Below are 18,989 nucleotides of genomic sequence, written 5' to 3'. Positions count from 1 at the left end.
GTGACCGGAAAGAGAGTAGTTACGGCGCGAGAATTTCCGAACGGAAACACCGGGTGGACCCGGCTTCACGTTCGAATGATTGCGAGGCAGCAGGCCGCGACGCACCGGACGGTTTTTCCGGCTGTGGCGCGGCAGACCGGCCGGAACCGGCCCTTGAGCGTCGACCCCCGTCAGGGCGGGTCCGCGGGGTTCGGGTGACGGGCGGGGCGAGGTGACGGCTTTTACATCCGCACATCCGGGCCGGATCATGCCCGGATGTGCGTCGGCGGCGCGACCGGCGCGCGTGACCGTACCTGATCCGCATTCCGCCAGGGGCTTCGGCCGCTGAGGGATGGGGCAGGCCCGGCCCCGCCTGCCGGCCGACGCCAGACGCTGGACAGTCGCGAGGAAACCCGATGGCACGCAACAAGATCGCACTGGTGGGCGCCGGCAATATCGGCGGCACCCTGGCCCATCTGGCCGGGCTCAAGGAGCTTGGCGACGTCGTTCTGTTCGACGTGGTCGACGGCATGCCCCAGGGCAAGGCGCTCGACATCGCCGAATCGTCGCCGGTCGACAGCTTCGACAGCCGCCTGACCGGTGCGAACGACTATGCGGCGCTCGCCGGCGCCGATGTCGTCATCGTCACCGCCGGCATCGCCCGCAAGCCGGGCATGAGCCGCGATGACCTGCTGGCCATCAACGCCAAGATCGTCGGCCAGGTCGCAGACGGCATCAAGACCCATTGCCCCGACGCCTTCGTGATCGTGATCACGAACCCGCTCGACGTGATGGTCGGCCTGATGCAGAAGTTCTCCGGCCTCAACCCGGCGAAGGTCGTCGGCATGGCCGGCGTGCTCGACAGCGCCCGCTTCCGCTATTTCATCGCCGAGGCGCTGAACGTGTCGGTCGAGGACGTGACCGCCTTCGTGCTGGGCGGCCATGGCGACACCATGGTGCCGCTGCCGCGCTATTCCACCGTCGGCGGCATTCCGCTGCCCGATCTGGTCAAGATGGGCTGGATGACCCAGGAGAAGCTGGACCAGATCATTCAGCGCACCCGCGACGGCGGCGCCGAGATCGTCAGCCTGCTCAAGACCGGCTCGGCCTTCTATGCCCCCGCCGCCTCGGCGATCCAGATGGCGGAAGCCTATCTGAAGGACAAGAAGCGGGTCATGCCCTGCGCGGCGATGCTGACCGGCCAGTATGGCATCGACGGCCTCTATGTCGGCGTGCCGGTGGTGATCGGCGAGGGCGGCGTGGAGCGGATCGTCGAGATCGAGCTGAACGAGGAAGAGAAGGCCGCGTTCCTGCACTCGGTCGACGCGGTGAAGAAGCTCAACGAGGCGCTGTCGGTCTGATCGACGCAAGGCTCATGGTGGCCGTGTGGCAGCCCTGCCGGTTTCTGCCGGAAAAGGTGCGGTCCGCGGCCCCAAGCGCTTGACGTTGCGGGGGGCGGCGGTTGCGCACCTGCCTGCGGGTGCTATAAATGCAGGCGCCAGCGCCACCGCGGCTGATCGAGCGGTCTAGGGAAGAGGCTCAATGAATATCCACGAATACCAAGCGAAGGCCCTGCTCGCGAAATACGGGGTCGCGGTGCCCCGTGGCGGCGTTGCCTACACGCCGGAAGAGGCGGTCGACGTGGCCCGGAGCCTGGGCGGCCCGGTCTGGGTCGTGAAGGCGCAGATCCATGCCGGCGGCCGTGGCAAGGCCGGCGGCGTGAAGGTGGTGAAGTCGCTCGACGATGTGGCCGCCGCCGCCAAGGCGATGCTGGGCATGACGCTGGTGACCCACCAGACCGGCCCCGAGGGCAAGGAAGTCAAGCGGATCTATGTCGAGGACGGCTGCGACATCCGTCGCGAGCTGTATCTGGGCGTGGTGATCGACCGCGAGACCTCGTGCGTCACCTTCATGGCCTCGACCGAAGGCGGCATGGAGATCGAAGAGGTCGCCCACGCGACCCCTGAGAAGATCATCAAGGTTCCGGTCGACGTCATCACCGGCATGCAGCCCTTCCACGCCCGCAAGATCGCCTATGGCCTCGGCCTTGAAGGCAAGCAGGTGTCGGTGGCGACCAAGTTCATGCTGGCCATGTATCAGGCCGTGATCGGCACCGATGCGAGCATCGTCGAGATCAACCCGCTGGTCGTGACCGGCGCGGGCGACGTGATCGCGCTGGACGCCAAGATGAACTTCGACGACAACGCGCTGTTCCGTCACAAGGACATCGAGGATCTTCGCGACGAGAGCGAGGAAGATCCGTCGGAGCTGGAAGCGTCGCGCCACGCGCTGAACTATATCAAGCTGGATGGCAATATCGGCTGCATGGTCAATGGCGCGGGCCTGGCCATGGCGACCATGGACATCATCAAGCTGTATGGCGGCGAGCCGGCGAACTTCCTGGATGTCGGCGGCGGTGCCACGCGTGAGCGGGTGACGACGGCATTCAAGCTGATCCTGTCGGATCCGAACGTCGAAGGCATTCTTGTTAACATCTTCGGCGGTATCATGCGTTGCGACGTGATCGCCGAGGGCGTGGTCGCTGCCGCGCGTGAAATCAGCCTTCAGGTTCCGCTGGTCGTTCGTCTCGAAGGCACCAATGTCGAGAAGGGCAAGGCGATCCTGGCGAATTCGGGCCTGCCGATCATGTCCGCCGACGACCTGGCGGATGCTGCCGAAAAGATCGTGAAAGCCGTGAAGGAGGCCGCCTGACCATGGCCGTTCTCGTCAATTCTGAGACCAAGGTCATCTGCCAGGGCTTCACCGGCCAGCAGGGGACTTTCCATTCCGAGCAGGCCATTGCCTATGGCACCCGCATGGTTGGCGGCGTGACCCCGGGCAAGGGCGGCACCACCCATCTGGATCTGCCGGTGTTCGACACCGTCGCCGATGCGGTGGAGCGGACCGGGGCCGATGCCTCGGTGATCTATGTGCCGCCGCCGTATGCGGCCGATGCGATCCTTGAGGCGATCGACGCCGAGGTCCGCCTGGTCGTCTGCATCACCGAAGGCATTCCGGTGCTGGACATGGTGCGGGTGAAGCGGGCGCTGGAGCGCTCGTCGACCCGGCTGATCGGCCCCAATTGCCCCGGCGTTATCACACCCGGCGAATGCAAGATCGGTATCATGCCGGGCCACATCCACCAGCGTGGCAAGATCGGGATCGTGTCCCGCTCGGGCACGTTGACTTACGAGGCCGTGGCGCAGACCACCGCGGCGGGCCTCGGTCAGTCGACCTGCATCGGCATCGGCGGCGATCCGATCAACGGCACGAACTTCATCGACGCGCTCGACCTGTTCCTGAAAGACCCCGAGACCGAGGCGATCATCATGATCGGCGAGATCGGTGGTTCCGCGGAAGAGGATGCCGCCGAGTTCCTGAAGCAGTCCAAGGTGAAGAAGCCGACCGTCGGTTTCATCGCCGGTCGGACCGCCCCTCCCGGCCGTCGTATGGGCCATGCCGGCGCCATTATCAGCGGCGGCAAGGGTGGTGCGGACGACAAGCTCGACGCGATGCGGTCCGCCGGCATCGTCGTTGCCCAATCGCCCGCGGCGCTTGGCAGCACCATGGTTCAGGTGCTCCGAGGCTGACGGATCTGTCACGAACCAGACCCAAACCTGGAGAGGGCGCCGCGTAAGCGGCGCTCCCAATGCTCAAGATGGCTGCGCAAAGCGAGCAACTTTCGTTCCTGTTCGGGAGCAACGGCGCCTTTATCGCCGATCTCTACGCGCGTTTCGTTCAGAACCCCTCGTCGGTTGATGAAAGCTGGCAGGGGTTCTTCGCCGATCTGGGCGACGAAGCCGCGTCCGTCCTCGCCGAAGTGCGGGGCGCCCCCTGGGCGCCCGGCATGGTGCCCGCGACGGCGACCAATGGCAGTGCCGAGACCCGGGGGTTCGTCGCACCCCTGGACGGCGCGACCGAACTGCGTGTCGGTCCGCTGAACGGCCAGACCACCGAGATTTCGGGGGAACGTTCCGCGACGGTGGACAGCATCCGGCTGCTGATGCTGATCCGCGCCTATCGCGTGCGCGGCCATCTGGTGGCCAATCTGGATCCGCTGGGCCTGGAAGCGCCCACCGGCCATCCGGAACTGGACCCGGCCTCTTATGGCTTCACCGATGCCGATCTGGACCGCACCTTCTATGTCGACGGCGTTCTGGGGCTGAGCAGCGCCACGCTGCGCGAGGTGCTGAACAAGCTGAACGCGACCTATTGCCGGACGGTCGGCGTCGAGTTCATGCATATTCAGTCGCCCGAACAGAAGGCATGGCTGCAGACCCGCATCGAGGCCGACCGCCCCGATCAGGCCTTCGACACCGAGACCCGCAAGCGGATCTTCGGTCAGGTCGTGATCGCCGAGGGCTTCGAACGGTTCCTGAACATCAAATATACCGGCACCAAGCGCTTTTCGCTGGAAGGCGGCGAGGCCCTGATCCCGGCGCTGGAAGCGATTCTTGAGCGCGGGTCGGATCTGGGCTGCGAGGAAGTCGTTCTGGGCATGCCGCATCGCGGGCGCCTGAACGTGCTGACCGCGGTGATGGGCAAGTCGTTCACGGCGGTGTTCAACGAATTCAACGGCGGCTCGGCCACCCCTGAGGACGTTCAGGGCTCGGGCGACGTGAAGTATCATCTGGGCACCTCGGCCGACCGCACGCTGGCCAATGGCCGCACCGTGCATCTGTCGCTGACCGCCAATCCGTCGCATCTGGAAGCGGTGAACCCGGTCGTGGTCGGCAAGGCGCGCGCCAAGCAGATGCAGCGCGGCGACGCCGACCGTACCAAGGTGATGAGCATCCTGATGCATGGCGACGCGGCCTTCGCGGGCCAGGGCGTCGTTGCCGAATGCTTCGCGCTGTCGGAACTGAAGGGCTATCGCACCGGCGGCACGGTCCATGTGATCGTGAACAACCAGATCGGTTTCACCACCAGCCCGAAATACTCGCGCTCCTCGCCCTATCCGTCGGATGTGGCGAAGATGGTCGACGCGCCGGTGTTCCATGTGAATGGCGACGATCCGGAGGCGGTGGTCTATGTGTCGCGGCTGGCGGCCGAATTCCGCCAGACCTTCCACAAGGATGTCGTGCTCGACATCTTCTGCTATCGCCGCCATGGCCATAACGAGGCCGACGAGCCCTCGTTCACCCAGCCGCTGATGTATCGCAAGATCGCGCAGCACCCCACGCTGCTGCAGGTCTATGGCGACCGCATGGTCGGCGACGGCGTGATGACCCGCGACGAGGTCGATGGCGCGCTGAAGACCTTCCATCAGCAGCTCGAACAGGATCTGGAGCAGTCCAAGACCTATCGCCCCAACAAGGCCGACTGGTTCGAGGGCGTCTGGAAGGGCTATTCGCGCGCGCCGAACGACGACCGCCGCGGATCGACCGCCGTGTCGCTGGAACGGCTGCGCGAGATCGGTTTCAAGCTGACCGACAACCCTGAGGGCGTGAACGTCCATCGCAAGATCCTGCGCCAGCTGGGCCAGAAGCGTGACGCGATCGAGGGCGGCGAGGGGATCGACTGGGCGCTTGGCGAATCGCTCGCCTTCGGCACCCTGCTGACCGAAGGCTATCCGGTTCGCCTGTCGGGCCAGGATGTCGGGCGCGGCACCTTCTCGCACCGCCATTCGGTGCTGATCGACCAGAAGACCGAAGACCGCTATATCCCGCTGAACAATCTGGGCGCCGCGGCGTCTTACGAGGTGGTCGACAGCCTGCTGTCGGAATATGCGGTGCTGGGCTTCGAATACGGCTATTCGATGGCCGAACCGAATGCCCTGGTGGTCTGGGAAGCACAGTTCGGCGATTTCGTGAACGGCGCGCAGGTGATGATCGATCAGTTCATCTGCTCGGCGGAATCGAAATGGCTGCGCATGTCGGGCCTGGTGATGCTGCTGCCGCATGGCTATGAGGGCCAGGGGCCGGAGCATTCCTCGGCACGGCCTGAACGCTTCCTGCAGCTGTATGGCGAGGACAACATCCAGGTCGCCAACTGCACCACGCCGTCGAACTATTTCCACATCCTGCGCCGGCAGATCCACCGCAAGTTCCGCAAGCCGCTGATCATGATGACGCCGAAATCGCTGCTGCGTCACAAGCTGGCGGTGTCGAAGCTGTCGGATATGGGCCCCGGCTCCAGCTTCCATCGGGTGCTGGGCGAAGTGGACCGGCTGCGTCATTCCGACAAGGTCCGTCGCGTGGTGCTGTGCACCGGCAAGCTCTATTACGACCTGCTGGAAGAGCGCCGCAACCGCGAGATCGACGATGTCGCGATCATCCGTGTGGAGCAGCTTGCCCCGTTCCCGGCAACCTCGATCGCCGAGGAACTGCGCCGCTATCCGAACGCGGATCTGGTCTGGGCGCAGGAAGAGCCGAAGAATCAGGGCTACTGGTTCTTCATGAGCCCGCGTCTGGACGACCTGATCGACAGCATGGGTGCGACCGGCAAGCGCGTGCGCTATGCCGGGCGGCCCGAGGCGGCGGCCCCGGCCACCGGCTCGCACCACAAGCATGTTGCAGAGCAAAAGGCGCTGATCGACGACGCATTGGCAGGCTGATCGATGCAAGGCCGGGCCGCATGACTGTCATGCGGCCCGGTTTGTGCGTTAATGCCTTGTCATCTGTGCGTGGATACGCCACCTAACCCACGTGTGTAGCTTCCCGGCCACAAGGCCGGGACATGAACGAAATCGGGATCGTGATGAGCGTCGAGATCAAAGTTCCGAGCCTGGGCGAGTCGGTTACCGAAGCCACCATTGGCCAGTGGTTCAAGAAGGTCGGTGACCGCATCGAGGCCGACGAGCCGCTTGTGGAGCTGGAGACCGACAAGGTCACGCTCGAAGTCAATGCGCCGTCAGCTGGCGTGCTGACCGAGATCATGGCCGAGGAAGGCGCCGACGTCGAAGTCGGTGCGCTGCTGGGCGTGATCGGCGAGGGTGACGGCGCTGCCGCCAAGCCGGCCGAGGCCCCGAAGAAGGCCGAGACCCCGAAGGCCGAGGCCCCCAAGCCTGCCCCGGCTGCCGAGCCCGCGCCGGCTCAGGGTGAGAAGATCCTGTCGCCCGCCGCCCGCAAGGCCGCCGGTGATGCCGGCATCGATGCCGGCGAGGTCGAAGGCACCGGCCGTGATGGCCGGGTGATGAAGGACGATGTGCAGCGCGCTGCTGCGGCGAAGCCCGCTGCCAGCCCGGCCGCCGCCGCGGCTCCCCGGCCGGCCGGCGAGCGCGAGACCCGCGTGCGCATGACCAAGCTGCGCCGCCGCATCGCCGAGCGCTTGAAGGATGCCCAGAACACCGCCGCGATCCTGACCACCTATAATGAGGTGGACATGACCCAGGTGATGGCGCTGCGCAGCCGCTATAAGGACGGGTTCGAGAAGAAGCACGGCGTGAAGCTGGGCTTCATGTCGTTCTTCGTGAAGGCCTCGATTGCGGCGCTGAAGGAATATCCGGCGGTCAACGCGCAGATCGACGGCGACGAACTGGTCTACAAGAACCATTACGACGTCGGCGTGGCGGTGGGCACCGAACAGGGCCTGGTCGTGCCGGTGGTCCGCGATGCCGATCAGCTGTCTTTCGCCGGCGTGGAAGCCACCATCAACGCGCTGGGCGTGAAGGCGCGCGACGGCAAGCTGACCATGGAAGATCTGACCGGCGGCACCTTCACCATCTCGAATGGTGGTGTCTATGGCTCGCTGATGTCGTCGCCGATCCTGAACCCGCCGCAGTCGGGCATTCTGGGCATGCACAAGATCCAGGACCGCCCGATGGCCGAGAAGGGCCAGGTGGTGATCCGTCCGATGATGTATCTGGCGCTGTCCTATGACCACCGGGTGATCGACGGCAAGGAAGCGGTCAGCTTCCTGGTGCGCGTGAAGGAGTGCATCGAGAACCCGGAGCGGCTGCTGTTCGATCTCTGATCGCCACGGCAAACTCCGCGACCGTATGAAGGATGCATGACATGAGCGACGCTCAGACCTATGACGTCGTCGTCATCGGCGGCGGCCCCGGTGGCTATATCGGCGCGATCCGCGCCGGCCAGCTTGGCCTGAAGGTGGCCTGCGTTGAGAAGCGCGGTGCCCTGGGCGGCACCTGCCTGAATGTCGGCTGCATTCCGTCGAAGGCCTTGCTGCAATCGTCGGAACTCTATGTCGAAGCCGGCAAGGGCATGGCCGAGCACGGCGTCAAGGTCGGCGGGGTCGAACTCGACCTCGCCGCCATGATGGCGCGCAAGACCAAGGTCGTTACCCAACTGACCGGCGGTATCGAGGGCCTGTTCAAGAAGAACAAGGTCGATTACGTGAAGGGCGCCGGCCGTCTGGTCGACGCCAACACGATCGAGGTGGCGCTGGCCGATGGCGGCACCACCACGCTGAAGACCCGCGAGGTGATCATCGCCACCGGCTCGACCCATGTCGATCTGCCCGGCGTCACCGTCGACGAGACGCGGATCGTCACCTCGACCGGTGCGCTGGAGCTCGACAAGGTGCCGGGGCATCTGGTGGTGATCGGCGGCGGCGTCATCGGCCTGGAGCTGGGTTCGGTCTGGAGCCGTCTGGGCGCCAAGGTCACGGTCGTCGAGTATATGGACCGGATCACGCCTGAGATGGATGGCGAGGTCTCGAAGCAGTTGCAGCGGATTTTGGGCCGTCAGGGCCTGAAATTCCGGCTGTCGACCAAGGTCACGGCGGCGGATACCAGCGGTGACACGGTCAAGCTGACGGTCGAGCCGGCCAAGGGTGGCGAGGCCGAGACCATCGAGGCGGATGTGGTTCTGGTGTCGATCGGCCGCCGCCCCTATACCGAGGGGCTGGGGCTGGATGCGGTCGGCATCGCCACCGGCCCGCGCGGCCGGATCGAGGTCGACGACCATTTCCGCACCAATGTGCCCAACATCCGCGCCATCGGCGACGTGATCCATGGCCCGATGCTCGCCCACAAGGCCGAGGAAGAGGGTGTGATCGTCATGGAGATGATCGCCGGCCAGTCGGGGCATATCGACTACAACCTGATCCCGGGCGTGATCTACACCTGGCCGGAAGTGGCGAGTGTCGGGCGCACCGAGGAACAGTTGAAGGCCGACGGCATCGCCTATAAGCCCGGCAAGTTCCCGTTCTCGGCCAACAGCCGGGCGCGGGCGGTGGGCGATACCGACGGCTTCGTGAAGATTCTGGCCGATGCCGAGACCGATCGGATTCTGGGTGCCCATATCATCGGCCCCGATGCCGGCACGCTGATCGCCGAACTGGTTCTGGCGATGGAGTTCAAGGCCAGCGCCGAGGACATCGCCCGCACCAGCCACGCCCATCCGACGCTTGAAGAAGCGGTGAAGGAAGCGGCGCTGGCGGTGGATGGCCGCACGCTCAACATGTGACGCGGCCGGCCCCGGCGTTGGGGGCCGCACCACGACACGCACGTAAGGACACGCCCGGCAGCGGATCACCGCTGGCGGGCGTTTTCCGTTCAATGGCTGGGCTGACGGGTAGCGGGGGTCGGGCTGACGGGTAGCGGGCCCGGTCAGCGTGGCGCGCCGGCGCGGATGTCTTCGGCGATCTGGTGTCGGGTCTCGGGCGAGGCGGCGGCGATGGTGGCCACGAAGCTCTCGATCATCAGGTCGGCGGACTGCGCGCGCATGTGCCGCGCGGTCTGGAATGCCGCTCTCAGTCGGTCCATGTCGATCTCGCGTCGGTCGATTTCGGCTGTGGCATCGATCAGCGCGGCACGGAATGCCGTGTCCAGAGCGGCGAGTTCACCGGCGCGGGCGGCATGGATGGTCCGCAGCCGCTCGCCATCGGCGGTTGGCAGGCGGTTGGCGATCACCTCGATCACGCGGTCGGTTCGCAGGCCCAGATCGGCGGTCAGACGCGGGGATGGCTGCCAGGCGATCAGATAGATCGCGACCAGCAGATTGGCGGCGACCGACAGGGCGAGTGCCGCGCGCTCGACCGTGAGGTGCTGGACGATATGGCGGATGGGTCTGGTCACCGCGGATCTCCGGACAGGAAGAACAAATCGGCATCGAACAGCAGGGCTACCGCGGCGGCGCCATCGGAGGCCGGGGGCGGGGCAGGCTGAAGGCCGATCGCGACCAGGATGGCGGCGGCCCCGGCAAGGGCCGCGACCGACCAGCCAAATGCCCCGGCCTGATATGCGGCCCGACCGACACCTTGACCGGCCGGCCGTGATGCGTTCGCAGGGAGGGCTTTGACGCGCCGCTCAACCGCATCGATGGCTGCCGCGACCGCGTCCTGTGACACGTCGGGCGCGATCCGGCGGATCGATGCATCGAGGGCCGCTGCCCGGACCATCGGCACGAGCAGGTCGGGATGGCGGGCGAGGCACGCCCTGGCCGCCTGGCGGTCAGTCACGGGCCAGCGGTCGATATCGGCGCCATAGGCATCCAGGCGGCGGCGGAATCTGTCGGGGGTCATGGTGTACACCTCTCCTTCCGGCTGGTCTGCCGGTCGATCGCCCGGCGCAGGCTGCGGCGCGCCCGCGACAGCAGGCTTTCGAACGCATCGTCGCTCAGATCCAGGATCTGCGCGCAGTCATGCCCGCTGATCCCCTCGACATGAAACAGGATGATCGCGACGCGCTGCCGGTCACCCAACTGATCGAGCCCGGCGCGCAGGCTGGCATCGCGTTCGGCCCCGATCAGCCGGGCCAGCGCATCCGGCCGGTCGTCGGCGACCGCGATCCGGTCATCCAGCAGCTCGGTCACCGGCCGGCGGCGTCGATCGAGGGTCAGGTTGAGCACGATACGGCCGAACCAGGCGGTGAAGCCGCCGCGCGCGCGATCGAAGCGACCGGCATGGGTCCAGAGCCGGAGGAAGGCGTCCTGGGCGATCTCGTCGGCATCGGCGGTGTTGCGGGCAACACCACGGGCGATGCTGATGGCGCGCCGCATATGGCGCGTCATCAGCAGGGCGAATGCGGCGTGATCGCCGGCCGCCACCCGAAGCACCAGATTGTCGTCGCTGGGCTCGGTCATGGCACAGCCGGGCGGTCACGGCCGGTGATGAGCGGGATCATATCAGCGGCCCCCCGGTCGGAGCAGGTTGTAAAGGCGGGCGGAGGAGACGGGCTGGAGCCGGGGGCCATGGCCTCGATCCGCGGCTCAGTCGCGCCGGCGCGCATCCCACTCCGCCTGGGACAAGCTGCCGTCGCTGTCGCCATCGAGACCGCGGAACCGGCGGTCGAGCGCTTCGGTCCGCTTGTCCTCGGGCATCTCGGCCAGGCGCTTCGCCGCCCGGCTTTCGGCGCCCGCCATCTGATCCGAGACCATCTTGCCCCATTCCGCGCGGCTGAGCGCGCCATTGCCATCGGTATCGATCGACTGGAAGCTTGGCGGCTCGGCGGCGATGGCGGCGCCGGCGGTTCCAATCAGCAGGCAGCCGCCAGACAGTAGCGCGGCGGCAAGCCGCAGACGAGTGGATGTGATCATCACGGGGTCTCCATATCTGGATATCGGGTATGGCGGCCGCCCGGTGGCACCGGCTGCGACCGTCGATATGGCTTACGGATGGTCCTCGACCTTTCCGTCGCGGAACGTGAAGGAAAGCTGCCACCGCCGCTATAACAGGGCCGCCATCGGGAATCGCGGCCGTGAGCCGACGGAGCGCGGCCCGTGGGCGCGTAAGGGCTGATGCCTGTGTTCATCGCGAAAGCCCGCCCGATGCCGATCACCGATCCCCTTCCTCCCCGTCCTCCCCGTCCTCCCCATCCCAGGCCCGCCCATCCCGTGCCTGGCCGCCTGCTCCGGCGGATGGTGCCGTGGGTTCTTGCCGCCGGCATGATGCTGATGGCGGCGACCCTGATCCATCGCCGCTATGTCGTACCGATCGATCGGACGGGCTTCACCGCGGCCATCCGGGTCATGCCGCTGGTGGTATCGGGGCCGGGCACGCTGGACGCGACGATCCGCGCCACCCTGGCCAGCCGGGTACCCGGCCGGGTTCTGGCCCTGGGCGCCGAGCGGGGTGAGCGGGTCGAGGCCGGCCATCTGCTGATCAGGCTCGATGCCTATGACCTGACGGGCAGCCTTGCCGCCGCCGAGGCAGACCATGCCGGCGCGCGTCAGGCCGCCGATCAGGCGCGGGCGGCGCGCCACGAGGCGGTGGCATCTGCAACCGAGGCCGACCGCCGCTATCGGCGCAGCCGGACATTGAGCACCCGTGGCGCCGTGTCACCCGCGACCCTCGATGCCGACCGCGCCGCGGCCGAGAGCGGGGTGGCGGCCGTCGCCCAGGCGGATGCCATGATCCGCGAGCGCGATGCCGCGGTCGCCGCCGCGGCCGCCGCGGTCGATGCTGTCCGCGCCCGGCTGGCCGATACGGCGATTCCGGCGCCGTTCGACGGTATCGTCACCGACCGTGCCGCCGATCTGGGATCGCTGATCGGTGCCGGTGCGCCGCTGATGGATCTGGTCGATCCCCGCAGCCTGATCGTGACCGCGCGCATCGACGAGAGCCGGATGAGCGGTCTGGCACCCGGTCAGCCGGCGACGCTGATCTTCCGCTCGGACCCCGATCATGCCTGGCGGGCGGCCGTGGCCCGCGTCGGCCGCGCGGTCGATGCCGAAACGCGTGAGGTGATGGTCGATCTGGTTCCTGAGAACCTGCCGGGGCACTGGGCACTGGGCCAGCGCGTCGATGTCCAGATCCTGACGGGGGAGCGGATGGGCGTGATCTGGGTGCCGGGGGCGATGCTGGCCCCGCGACCGGGGCAGCCGGCAGGCGACAGCGGTGTGTGGCTGCTGGGCCAGGACGGCCGGGCCCGCTGGCGCCGGATAACCCTGGGTCTGGCGAGTGCCGGACGGGTGGAGGTGACCGACGGCCTGATACCCGGCGAGGTGGTTCTGGCCCCGGACGACCTGTATCCGCTGCGCCGGGTGCGGCTGGTGGAGGATGCCCGATGATGCTGGCCCTGGCCGATATCCGCCACGACCTGCTGCGCTTCGTTCTGACCGCGATCGGCATCGGCCTGCTGGCGATGGGCGCCTTCGGCATGACCGGGATCTATCGCGGCATCGTCGCCGACGCCCTGATGGTCATCGATCGGATCGGCGCCGATCTCTGGGTGGTGCAGGGCGACACACGCGGCCCCTTCGCCGAGACCTCCACGGTGCCGCTCGCGACCGAACGGCGGGTCGAGGGTGTGGACGGGGTTATCAGGGTGCGACCCTTCTTGTCGCTGACCCGCAGCCTGCGCATCGATGGGCAGTTGCGGCAGGTGAGCCTGCTCGGGCTCGACTGGCCGGATGACGATGGCGGCTGGCTGCCTCTGGCGGACGGGCTGCCGCTTGGCCAGGGGCATGACGTGGCCATCGCCGATCGCAGCCTGGGTCTTGCGATCGGCGATGTGCTGGTGGTGGGGCATCAGCATCTTCGGGTCACCGGGCTGACGCGCGGCATGGTCGACATCAATGGTGATCCGGTTCTGGCCCTGACCATTCCCGATCTGATCGAGCTGAGGGCGGGGCGCCCCTCGGAAGCGATTCTGCTGCGCCGGGCCGCGGGGAGCGCCGGCGATTACGGTGACGTCCAGGCTCTGGCGGTGGATGTCAGCCCAGGTGCCGCCGCGTCGGTGGCGGCGGCGATTGCCGGATGGGGCGATGTCGCGGTGCTCACCACCCGGGACCAGCGCGATCTTTTGCTCAATGCCCGGCTTGAACGGCTTCGCATGCAGATCCTGCTGTTCAGCCTGCTGCTGATGACCATCACCGCGGTGGTGGTGTCGCTGATCCTCTATACCGGCACGATCGAAAAGCTGCACACCATCGCCATGCTGAAGCTGATCGGGGCCGCCGACCGGCTGATCGTCGCCATGATCGCGGCCCAGGCCCTGGCCCTTGGCGTGACCGGGCTTGGGGCCGGGCTTGCGGCCGGGCGGCTGTTGTTTCCGTTGTTCCCGCGACGGGTGCTGCTGCTGGATGCCGATATCGCCCTGATCGGGGCGATGGTGCTGGCGACCTGCCTGGCCGGCAGTGCCGCGGGTATCGTAAAGGCGATGCGGGTTCGCGCGCAGGAGGTTCTGGCCTGATGGCGGCGCCGGTGCTTGAGATGCTGGGGGTTGGGCGCGATTTCCGCAGCGGCGGCGAGGTGGTGCGGGCGTTGGATGATATCGACCTTGCGCTTGCGCCCGGCGAGATGGCGGCGCTGCTTGGACCCAGCGGCTCGGGCAAATCGACCCTGCTGCTGACCGCCGGCCTGCTGGAGCCGCCGGACCGGGGCCGGGTGCGGATTGCCGGCCGCGATGCCGCCGGCCCCGACTGCTGGATGACCGCCGGCGAGCGGCGCCGGTTCAGGCGTGACCATATCGGTTTCGTGTTCCAGAAAGCCAATCTGATCCCGTTCCTGACCGCCCGGGAGAACATCCGGATCGCGCTGGACGTGGCGGGGGTGGAGAGGCTTGAGGCACGCCGCCGCACGGCGGAACTGCTCGACTGGCTCGATCTCGACCGGCGGGCGGCGGCACTGCCCGCCCGGCTGTCGGGGGGTGAGCAGCAGCGGGTGGCGATTGCCCGCGCACTGGCCAATCACCCGGTTCTGCTGCTGGCCGACGAGCCGACGGCGGCTCTGGATGCAGCACGGGCGGCGCGGGTGATGGCGCTGTTCCGCGCCATCGCCGAGACGCGGGGGGCGGCGGTGATGGTGGTGACCCATGATCATCGGGCGCTCGACCTGTTTCACCGACGGTTCACGATGCAGGACGGTCGTCTGGCACCGGCAGCACCGGCCCCTGCGGTGAAGCGCTTCTGATTTCGCGGCGAAGCAGGTATCGTCGCAGCCGGCCAGTCATCCGCGCGGGTGTAGCCATCCCGCGCGGATGACTGGGCTGGTGTGGAGAATGGGGACGACGACATGCGAACCGGCCCCCGGAATGACGACGCGGCCCGTGGCCGCCGCCTGCTGGCGGCGGTGCTGGCGGTGGCTGCCCTGATCATGGCGCCGGCGGCAGGGGCGGCAGGGGCGGCACCGGCCGGTGCCGGTGACGCGGGCATGGCTGCCGCATCGGACGGCCCGTCGGACCCGGATGCCCCGCCAGAGGACGACGGGCCGCCAGAGGAGGACATACCGGCAGAGCTGGATGTCCCCGCCGAACTGGACACACCACCGGAAGCCGGCCGGTGGTCGCGGATCGCGCCCAGGAGCGGCCGGCTGATTTTCCGCGCGGCGCGTTATGGCGTCGACACGGCGCCGGACATTGCCCGCCATTATTTGCTGCCGGATGGCGAGGTGGCGGCCGAGGGCGCCTTCTGGGCGCCGTCGACCCAGGCGGAGCCCATGGCGGGCCTGTATCTGGGGGCGGTGGCGGCGGTGGAGGCGCGCGGGCCGACCCTGACCTTCGACCAGTTGTTCAGCTTCAAGGACGATCAGGGGCCGGTCGATCTGGCGGTGACGCCGCTGGCGGTGGTGCCGAGCCGGCTGGGCCCGCTGCCGGTGGACCGCTTCCGGGTGACCGAACGCGACTGTATCGGCTTTCTGACGCCGATCGAGCCGGCGGCGTTCGGCTATGCGGTTCCGGCTGCGTCGGCGCCCCCCAGCCCCACACCTGCCGACAACGCCACACCTGCGGCTGACCCATCCGGGGCGACACCGGCCCCCGATCCGTCCGGCGACCAGTCGCAGATCGCGACCGCCATGGCGGCAGAGGCCGATGCCGGGGTGCCGCCGGCGGTGGCGGCCGGCTTCCACTGCCTTGAGCCGGGGCGGCGTTATGACGCCGATCTGGCGGCGGTGGTGGTGGGCTCGATCGGGGTTCTGGGCGAGGGGGCGCCGCCGCGCGCGCCGCTGGGTCGGCCGGTGCTGGTGGACATCGCCGTGCGGGCACTGCCGCAGATAACGGCTGGCGCCGCCGCCGGCGGTGCCGGCGACGATGCCCCACCCCCGGTGCAGGCACCGTTGGGTTTGTGGCGCGGGGTGGCCTATGTCACCGGCATCGGCATCGGCCTGCGTGCCGGGGCCGAGGGCCAGATGCTGATGCTGTTCGCCGGCCCCGATGCCGAGCGCGACGGGCCACGCCCGACCATCTGTCGTGGTAGCTGGCAGTTGGACAGCGTGGCCTATGAGCCGCCCCCGATCGGCCCGGAATGGGTGACCGATCCGCTGGACCCGATTCCGCTGACCGGCAGTTGGAGCATGCTCTGCGACGGCCTGTTCGGCGATCTTCTGGGCCAGGTGGAGGGCCGGCTGAACGGCCGGCTGCCCGACAGGCTGACGGTTGCCGGGGCCAGCGCCGCCGGCGGCCGCGGTGTCGAGTTGATGCTTCCCGAATTCACGCCCGGCCCCTGAAATCGTGCCGGCCGCACGGCAATGCTCAAAGCCGGTGGGTCTTCAGATATGCCGTCAGAAGTCGGACCAACTGGTCTTTCAGCCGGGGCTCGATATCCGCCGGAACATGTCCTTCCAGCAGGGCCCGGACCGGCCCGACCAGGGCGTTGAACGCGATCGTGCCGGTCAGGACCGGGTCGTCGAAGCGGGCATCGGGGGCGCTGGCCAGCATCGCTGCGATCGCCGCCACCATGCGCGCCTGCATGGCCTTGGCCAGGGCGGGGCCGCCGCGTTCGCGCGCCACCGCATACAGGGCCTTCGATTGCGCGGGGTCGCGCAGCTTCACGGCAAGAAAGGTGGTCACCAGGGCCGGGGCCATCTCGGCAACCGGTCTGCCGCGCTGGTCGCCGCAGCACTGTTCGATGGTGCCGGCCACGTCGTCCAGATGCCGTTCCAGAACCGCCGACAACAGCGCGTCACGGTTCGGATAATACTGATACAGGCTGCCGACCGACATGCCTGCGCGTTCGGCGATGCGGGTGGTGGTGCAGCGGCCCAGGCCATCGCGGGTCAGAACCTGAATCGTCGCGGCATGCAGGGCCGCGATCGTCGCCGCCGATCGCGCCTGAACCGGGGTTTTTCTGGGGCTTAACGCTGCTGAGGTGGGGGGCATGGAATGCGAATTCAAAAACTGAAGGATCCTTCATATACTCGGCGGCGACCTGGAAGGCAAGACGTGGCAATGAAAGTGGATCTCCATGACCAGCCTTGACGATGCCGGCACATTCCTCCTCGGCGACCGCCGCGTGAAGCGGATCGGCTATGGCGCCATGCAATTGGCGGGCCCAGGCGTCTTCGGGCCCCCCAGAGACCGCGCGGCGGCACTGGCGGTGCTGCGCGAGGCCGTCGAGGCGGGGGTCGATCATATCGACACTAGCGATTTCTATGGCCCCCATGTCACCAATCAGATCATCCGCGAGGCGCTGCACCCCTATCCCCGCGATCTGACCATCGTGACCAAGATCGGCGCCCGGCGCGGCGACGACGCCTCGTGGCAGCCTGATTTCTCGGCGCAAGCGCTGACCCGGGCGGTACACGACAATCTCCGCAATCTGGGGCTGGATGTGCTGGATGTGGTCAATCTGCGGATCATGCTCGATGCGCATGGGCCGGCCGAGGGCTCGATTGCGGAGCCGCTGACGGTTCTGGCCGGGCTGCAGCGCCAGGGGCTGGTGCGGCATATCGGTCTGAGCAACGTCACGGCCACGCAGGTGGCCGAAGCGCGCGGGATCGCGACCATCGTCTGCGTGCAGAACATGTACAACATCGCCCATCGCGGCGACGACGCCCTGATCGATCAGCTCGCCGGCGACGGTATCGCCTATGTGCCGTTCTTTCCGCTGGGTGGATTCTCGCCGCTGCAGTCATCGGTGCTGTCGGATGTGGCCGGACAGCTCGGTGCCACGCCGATGCAGGTGGCGCTGGCCTGGCTGCTCCGCCGGTCGCCCAACATCCTGCTGATTCCCGGCACCGCGTCGGTGGCGCATCTGCGTGAAAATCTGGCTGCCGCCGCGTTGGATCTGTCGGACGATATGCGCGCGGCACTCGATCGGGTGGCCGGATAGACGACGGCGGGGTGAGACGCGAAACCGGCTCTGTCTCGCAGGTGCGGGCCGGAATGACGCGCTGCGGCGCATGTTTCTGCATTGCCGCACGCGGCAGGTGGACAGGGGCCCGTCACCATGTTTAACGTGTCGGCGTATTCGCCGTCCCTGGCTGTGGTGATGTGGATTTGTCCGGCTTTTTAGCGGGCCGGTCTGGCTGCGGCGGCACGCCTTGTTGTCCATGACCTGTTCCGCCCCGTCGGACCGTTCGCGAGGAGCCTGTTGCCGATGAGTACGCTGGCTGCTGAGCTTGCCCGCATCGATCTGCTGTCGGATCTGCCGCGTACCGGCCTTGCCGCGGTGGCAGCGCAGGTGCGCACCGCGCGCCATGCCGCGGGCACCGTGGTGCTGGACGCCGATGACGGCACCAGCAATCGTGATGTTTTCCTGGTGCTCGACGGGGTGGTGGACATCATCAACTATGCCCTGACCGGCCGCGAGGTTTCGTTCGCGCGGATCGAGGCCGGGGGCTATTTCGGCGAGTTGTCGGCGATCGACGGCCTGCCGCGGTCGGCCCGGGTGGTGGCGGCGACCGATTGCCGGCTGGCGGCCCTGTCGCCGCAGTTGTTCGACCGGCTGGTGACCGAACAGCCGACGGTGGCGCGCAAGGTGATGCTGCGCCTGACCCGGATCATCCGCGCCTGCGACGAGCGGATCATGGATCTCAGCACCCTGCGGGCGGTGGAACGGGTGGCGGTGGAAATTCTGCGTCTGGCACGGCCGGTGGATGGCGGTGCCGCCATTCCCGGAAGCTGGGTGGTCGACCGCCTGCCGGCCCAGCGCGACATCGCCGCCCGCGTCGGCACCGCACGCGAAACCGTCGCGCGGGTGCTGTCGCAGCTTCAGGATGACGGGGTGGTGGAACGTCGCGGCCGCATGCTGGTGGTGCCCGATCGCATGCGCCTGCTGCGGGTTGCGGCCGGTGACCGGCCGGAAGCGCTGCTCGCCCGGTGATATGGCTGATTCTGCATCGCATAGGCCAGAAATTGATCTGAACTGCAACTTACCGTCTATATTTTGCGTGCTAGCATAACCTTGTTGCCACATGTCCCCGCGAAGCGGGACGGTTACGAGGGATGC

General features: G+C 67.5%; 17 protein-coding genes. 12 read left to right on the top strand and 5 right to left on the bottom strand.

The genetic code is table 11. The annotated features are described in order from the left end of the window. Window positions 1–395 precede the first annotated feature (395 nt). The 6 genes from mdh to lpdA all read left to right on the top strand — a co-directional run bounded on the left by mdh (window position 396) and on the right by lpdA (window position 9,347). Complete coding sequence (mdh, locus tag WG924_RS14715) at window positions 396–1,340, top strand: malate dehydrogenase (protein WP_345933802.1); 945 nt, start codon at window positions 396–398, stop codon at window positions 1,338–1,340. 181 nt (window positions 1,341–1,521) lie between these two features. After that, window positions 1,522–2,691: an ADP-forming succinate--CoA ligase subunit beta gene (gene sucC, locus WG924_RS14710; RefSeq protein WP_345933801.1), complete on the top strand. Its 1,170-nt coding sequence runs from the start codon at window positions 1,522–1,524 to the stop codon at window positions 2,689–2,691. Window positions 2,692–2,693: 2 nt separating this feature from the next. After that, window positions 2,694–3,569, top strand: a complete 876-nt coding sequence (gene sucD, locus WG924_RS14705; RefSeq protein ID WP_345933800.1) for a succinate--CoA ligase subunit alpha — start codon at window positions 2,694–2,696, stop codon at window positions 3,567–3,569. Window positions 3,570–3,637: 68 nt separating this feature from the next. Continuing rightward, a complete protein-coding gene (locus WG924_RS14700; protein ID WP_345933799.1) occupies window positions 3,638–6,535 on the top strand; it encodes a 2-oxoglutarate dehydrogenase E1 component in 2,898 nt (965 codons plus the stop codon). Between the two features lie 143 nt (window positions 6,536–6,678). Next, entirely contained in the window at window positions 6,679–7,893 is a 1,215-nt protein-coding gene (gene odhB / locus WG924_RS14695; protein ID WP_345934128.1) for a 2-oxoglutarate dehydrogenase complex dihydrolipoyllysine-residue succinyltransferase, read from the top strand. A 41-nt stretch (window positions 7,894–7,934) separates the two neighbouring features. Next, on the top strand, window positions 7,935–9,347 hold the full coding sequence (gene lpdA, locus WG924_RS14690; protein WP_345933798.1) for a dihydrolipoyl dehydrogenase: 1,413 nt from the start codon (window positions 7,935–7,937) through the stop codon (window positions 9,345–9,347). Window positions 9,348–9,490: 143 nt separating this feature from the next. Here the strand turns inward: lpdA and WG924_RS14685 are convergent, their stop codons facing one another. The 4 genes from WG924_RS14685 to WG924_RS14670 form a co-directional block, all read right to left on the bottom strand. Further along, the gene (locus tag WG924_RS14685) at window positions 9,491–9,958 is read right to left on the bottom strand and encodes a periplasmic heavy metal sensor (protein ID WP_345933797.1); all 468 of its coding nucleotides are present in this window, start codon (window positions 9,956–9,958) and stop codon (window positions 9,491–9,493) included. Further along, window positions 9,955–10,404, bottom strand: coding sequence for a hypothetical protein (locus tag WG924_RS14680; protein WP_345933796.1), 450 nt, complete (start codon window positions 10,402–10,404; stop codon window positions 9,955–9,957). Before WG924_RS14680 ends, WG924_RS14685 begins: the two co-directional genes overlap by 4 nt. Further along, a complete protein-coding gene (locus WG924_RS14675; protein ID WP_345933795.1) occupies window positions 10,401–10,964 on the bottom strand; it encodes a sigma-70 family RNA polymerase sigma factor in 564 nt (187 codons plus the stop codon). Before WG924_RS14675 ends, WG924_RS14680 begins: the two co-directional genes overlap by 4 nt. A 126-nt stretch (window positions 10,965–11,090) precedes the next feature. Beyond that, window positions 11,091–11,417 (bottom strand): EF-hand domain-containing protein, encoded by a 327-nt coding sequence (locus WG924_RS14670; RefSeq protein ID WP_345933793.1) that lies wholly within the window; start codon window positions 11,415–11,417, stop codon window positions 11,091–11,093. A 297-nt stretch (window positions 11,418–11,714) separates the two neighbouring features. Here WG924_RS14670 and WG924_RS14665 point away from each other — a divergent pair, with 297 nt between their 5' ends. The 4 genes from WG924_RS14665 (at window position 11,715) to WG924_RS14650 (ending at window position 16,266) form a co-directional block, all read left to right on the top strand. Further along, entirely contained in the window at window positions 11,715–12,890 is a 1,176-nt protein-coding gene (locus WG924_RS14665; protein ID WP_345933792.1) for an efflux RND transporter periplasmic adaptor subunit, read from the top strand. After that, window positions 12,887–14,014, top strand: coding sequence for an ABC transporter permease (locus tag WG924_RS14660; RefSeq protein ID WP_345933791.1), 1,128 nt, complete (start codon window positions 12,887–12,889; stop codon window positions 14,012–14,014). The genes WG924_RS14665 and WG924_RS14660 overlap by 4 nt, the downstream gene beginning before the upstream one ends. Next, window positions 14,014–14,733, top strand: a complete 720-nt coding sequence (locus WG924_RS14655; protein WP_345933790.1) for an ABC transporter ATP-binding protein — start codon at window positions 14,014–14,016, stop codon at window positions 14,731–14,733. The genes WG924_RS14660 and WG924_RS14655 overlap by 1 nt, the downstream gene beginning before the upstream one ends. 102 nt (window positions 14,734–14,835) lie before the next feature. After that, window positions 14,836–16,266 carry a hypothetical protein gene (locus WG924_RS14650; RefSeq protein ID WP_345933789.1) on the top strand — a complete coding sequence of 477 codons (1,431 nt, stop codon included), beginning with the start codon at window positions 14,836–14,838 and terminating at the stop codon, window positions 16,264–16,266. Between the two features lie 25 nt (window positions 16,267–16,291). On the opposite strand, the gene WG924_RS14645 is transcribed toward WG924_RS14650, so the two are convergent. Continuing rightward, a complete protein-coding gene (locus WG924_RS14645; protein ID WP_345933788.1) occupies window positions 16,292–16,918 on the bottom strand; it encodes a TetR/AcrR family transcriptional regulator in 627 nt (208 codons plus the stop codon). An 85-nt stretch (window positions 16,919–17,003) separates the two neighbouring features. Here WG924_RS14645 and WG924_RS14640 point away from each other — a divergent pair, with 85 nt between their 5' ends. Both WG924_RS14640 and WG924_RS14635 read left to right on the top strand, forming a co-directional pair. Then, entirely contained in the window at window positions 17,004–17,870 is an 867-nt protein-coding gene (locus tag WG924_RS14640) for an aldo/keto reductase family oxidoreductase (protein WP_345933787.1), read from the top strand. A gap of 267 nt (window positions 17,871–18,137) precedes the next feature. Beyond that, complete coding sequence (locus tag WG924_RS14635) at window positions 18,138–18,863, top strand: Crp/Fnr family transcriptional regulator (protein ID WP_188575796.1); 726 nt, start codon at window positions 18,138–18,140, stop codon at window positions 18,861–18,863. Window positions 18,864–18,989 lie beyond the last annotated feature (126 nt).

The sequence above is a fragment of the Tistrella arctica genome, assembly GCF_039630945.1.
Classification (GTDB): Bacteria; Pseudomonadota; Alphaproteobacteria; order Tistrellales; family Tistrellaceae; genus Tistrella; species Tistrella bauzanensis.
Note: the sequence above shows the minus strand (reverse complement) of the source record. Positions and strands in the feature narration are given on the sequence as shown.

What these genes read in the sequence shown, in the direction of transcription:
- WG924_RS14655 (WP_345933790.1), top strand. Translation starts at nt 14,014, where the DNA reads ATGGCGGCGCCGGTGCTTGAGATGCTGGGGGTTGGGCGCGATTTCCGC.
- sucD (WP_345933800.1), top strand. Translation starts at nt 2,694, where the DNA reads ATGGCCGTTCTCGTCAATTCTGAGACCAAGGTCATCTGCCAGGGCTTC.
- mdh (WP_345933802.1), top strand. Translation starts at nt 396, where the DNA reads ATGGCACGCAACAAGATCGCACTGGTGGGCGCCGGCAATATCGGCGGC.
- WG924_RS14675 (WP_345933795.1), bottom strand. Translation starts at nt 10,964, where the DNA reads ATGACCGAGCCCAGCGACGACAATCTGGTGCTTCGGGTGGCGGCCGGC.
- WG924_RS14650 (WP_345933789.1), top strand. Translation starts at nt 14,836, where the DNA reads ATGCGAACCGGCCCCCGGAATGACGACGCGGCCCGTGGCCGCCGCCTG.
- WG924_RS14645 (WP_345933788.1), bottom strand. Translation starts at nt 16,918, where the DNA reads ATGCCCCCCACCTCAGCAGCGTTAAGCCCCAGAAAAACCCCGGTTCAG.
- sucC (WP_345933801.1), top strand. Translation starts at nt 1,522, where the DNA reads ATGAATATCCACGAATACCAAGCGAAGGCCCTGCTCGCGAAATACGGG.
- WG924_RS14670 (WP_345933793.1), bottom strand. Translation starts at nt 11,417, where the DNA reads ATGATCACATCCACTCGTCTGCGGCTTGCCGCCGCGCTACTGTCTGGC.
- WG924_RS14635 (WP_188575796.1), top strand. Translation starts at nt 18,138, where the DNA reads ATGAGTACGCTGGCTGCTGAGCTTGCCCGCATCGATCTGCTGTCGGAT.
- WG924_RS14680 (WP_345933796.1), bottom strand. Translation starts at nt 10,404, where the DNA reads ATGACCCCCGACAGATTCCGCCGCCGCCTGGATGCCTATGGCGCCGAT.
- odhB (WP_345934128.1), top strand. Translation starts at nt 6,679, where the DNA reads ATGAGCGTCGAGATCAAAGTTCCGAGCCTGGGCGAGTCGGTTACCGAA.
- lpdA (WP_345933798.1), top strand. Translation starts at nt 7,935, where the DNA reads ATGAGCGACGCTCAGACCTATGACGTCGTCGTCATCGGCGGCGGCCCC.
- WG924_RS14700 (WP_345933799.1), top strand. Translation starts at nt 3,638, where the DNA reads ATGGCTGCGCAAAGCGAGCAACTTTCGTTCCTGTTCGGGAGCAACGGC.
- WG924_RS14660 (WP_345933791.1), top strand. Translation starts at nt 12,887, where the DNA reads ATGATGCTGGCCCTGGCCGATATCCGCCACGACCTGCTGCGCTTCGTT.
- WG924_RS14640 (WP_345933787.1), top strand. Translation starts at nt 17,004, where the DNA reads ATGACCAGCCTTGACGATGCCGGCACATTCCTCCTCGGCGACCGCCGC.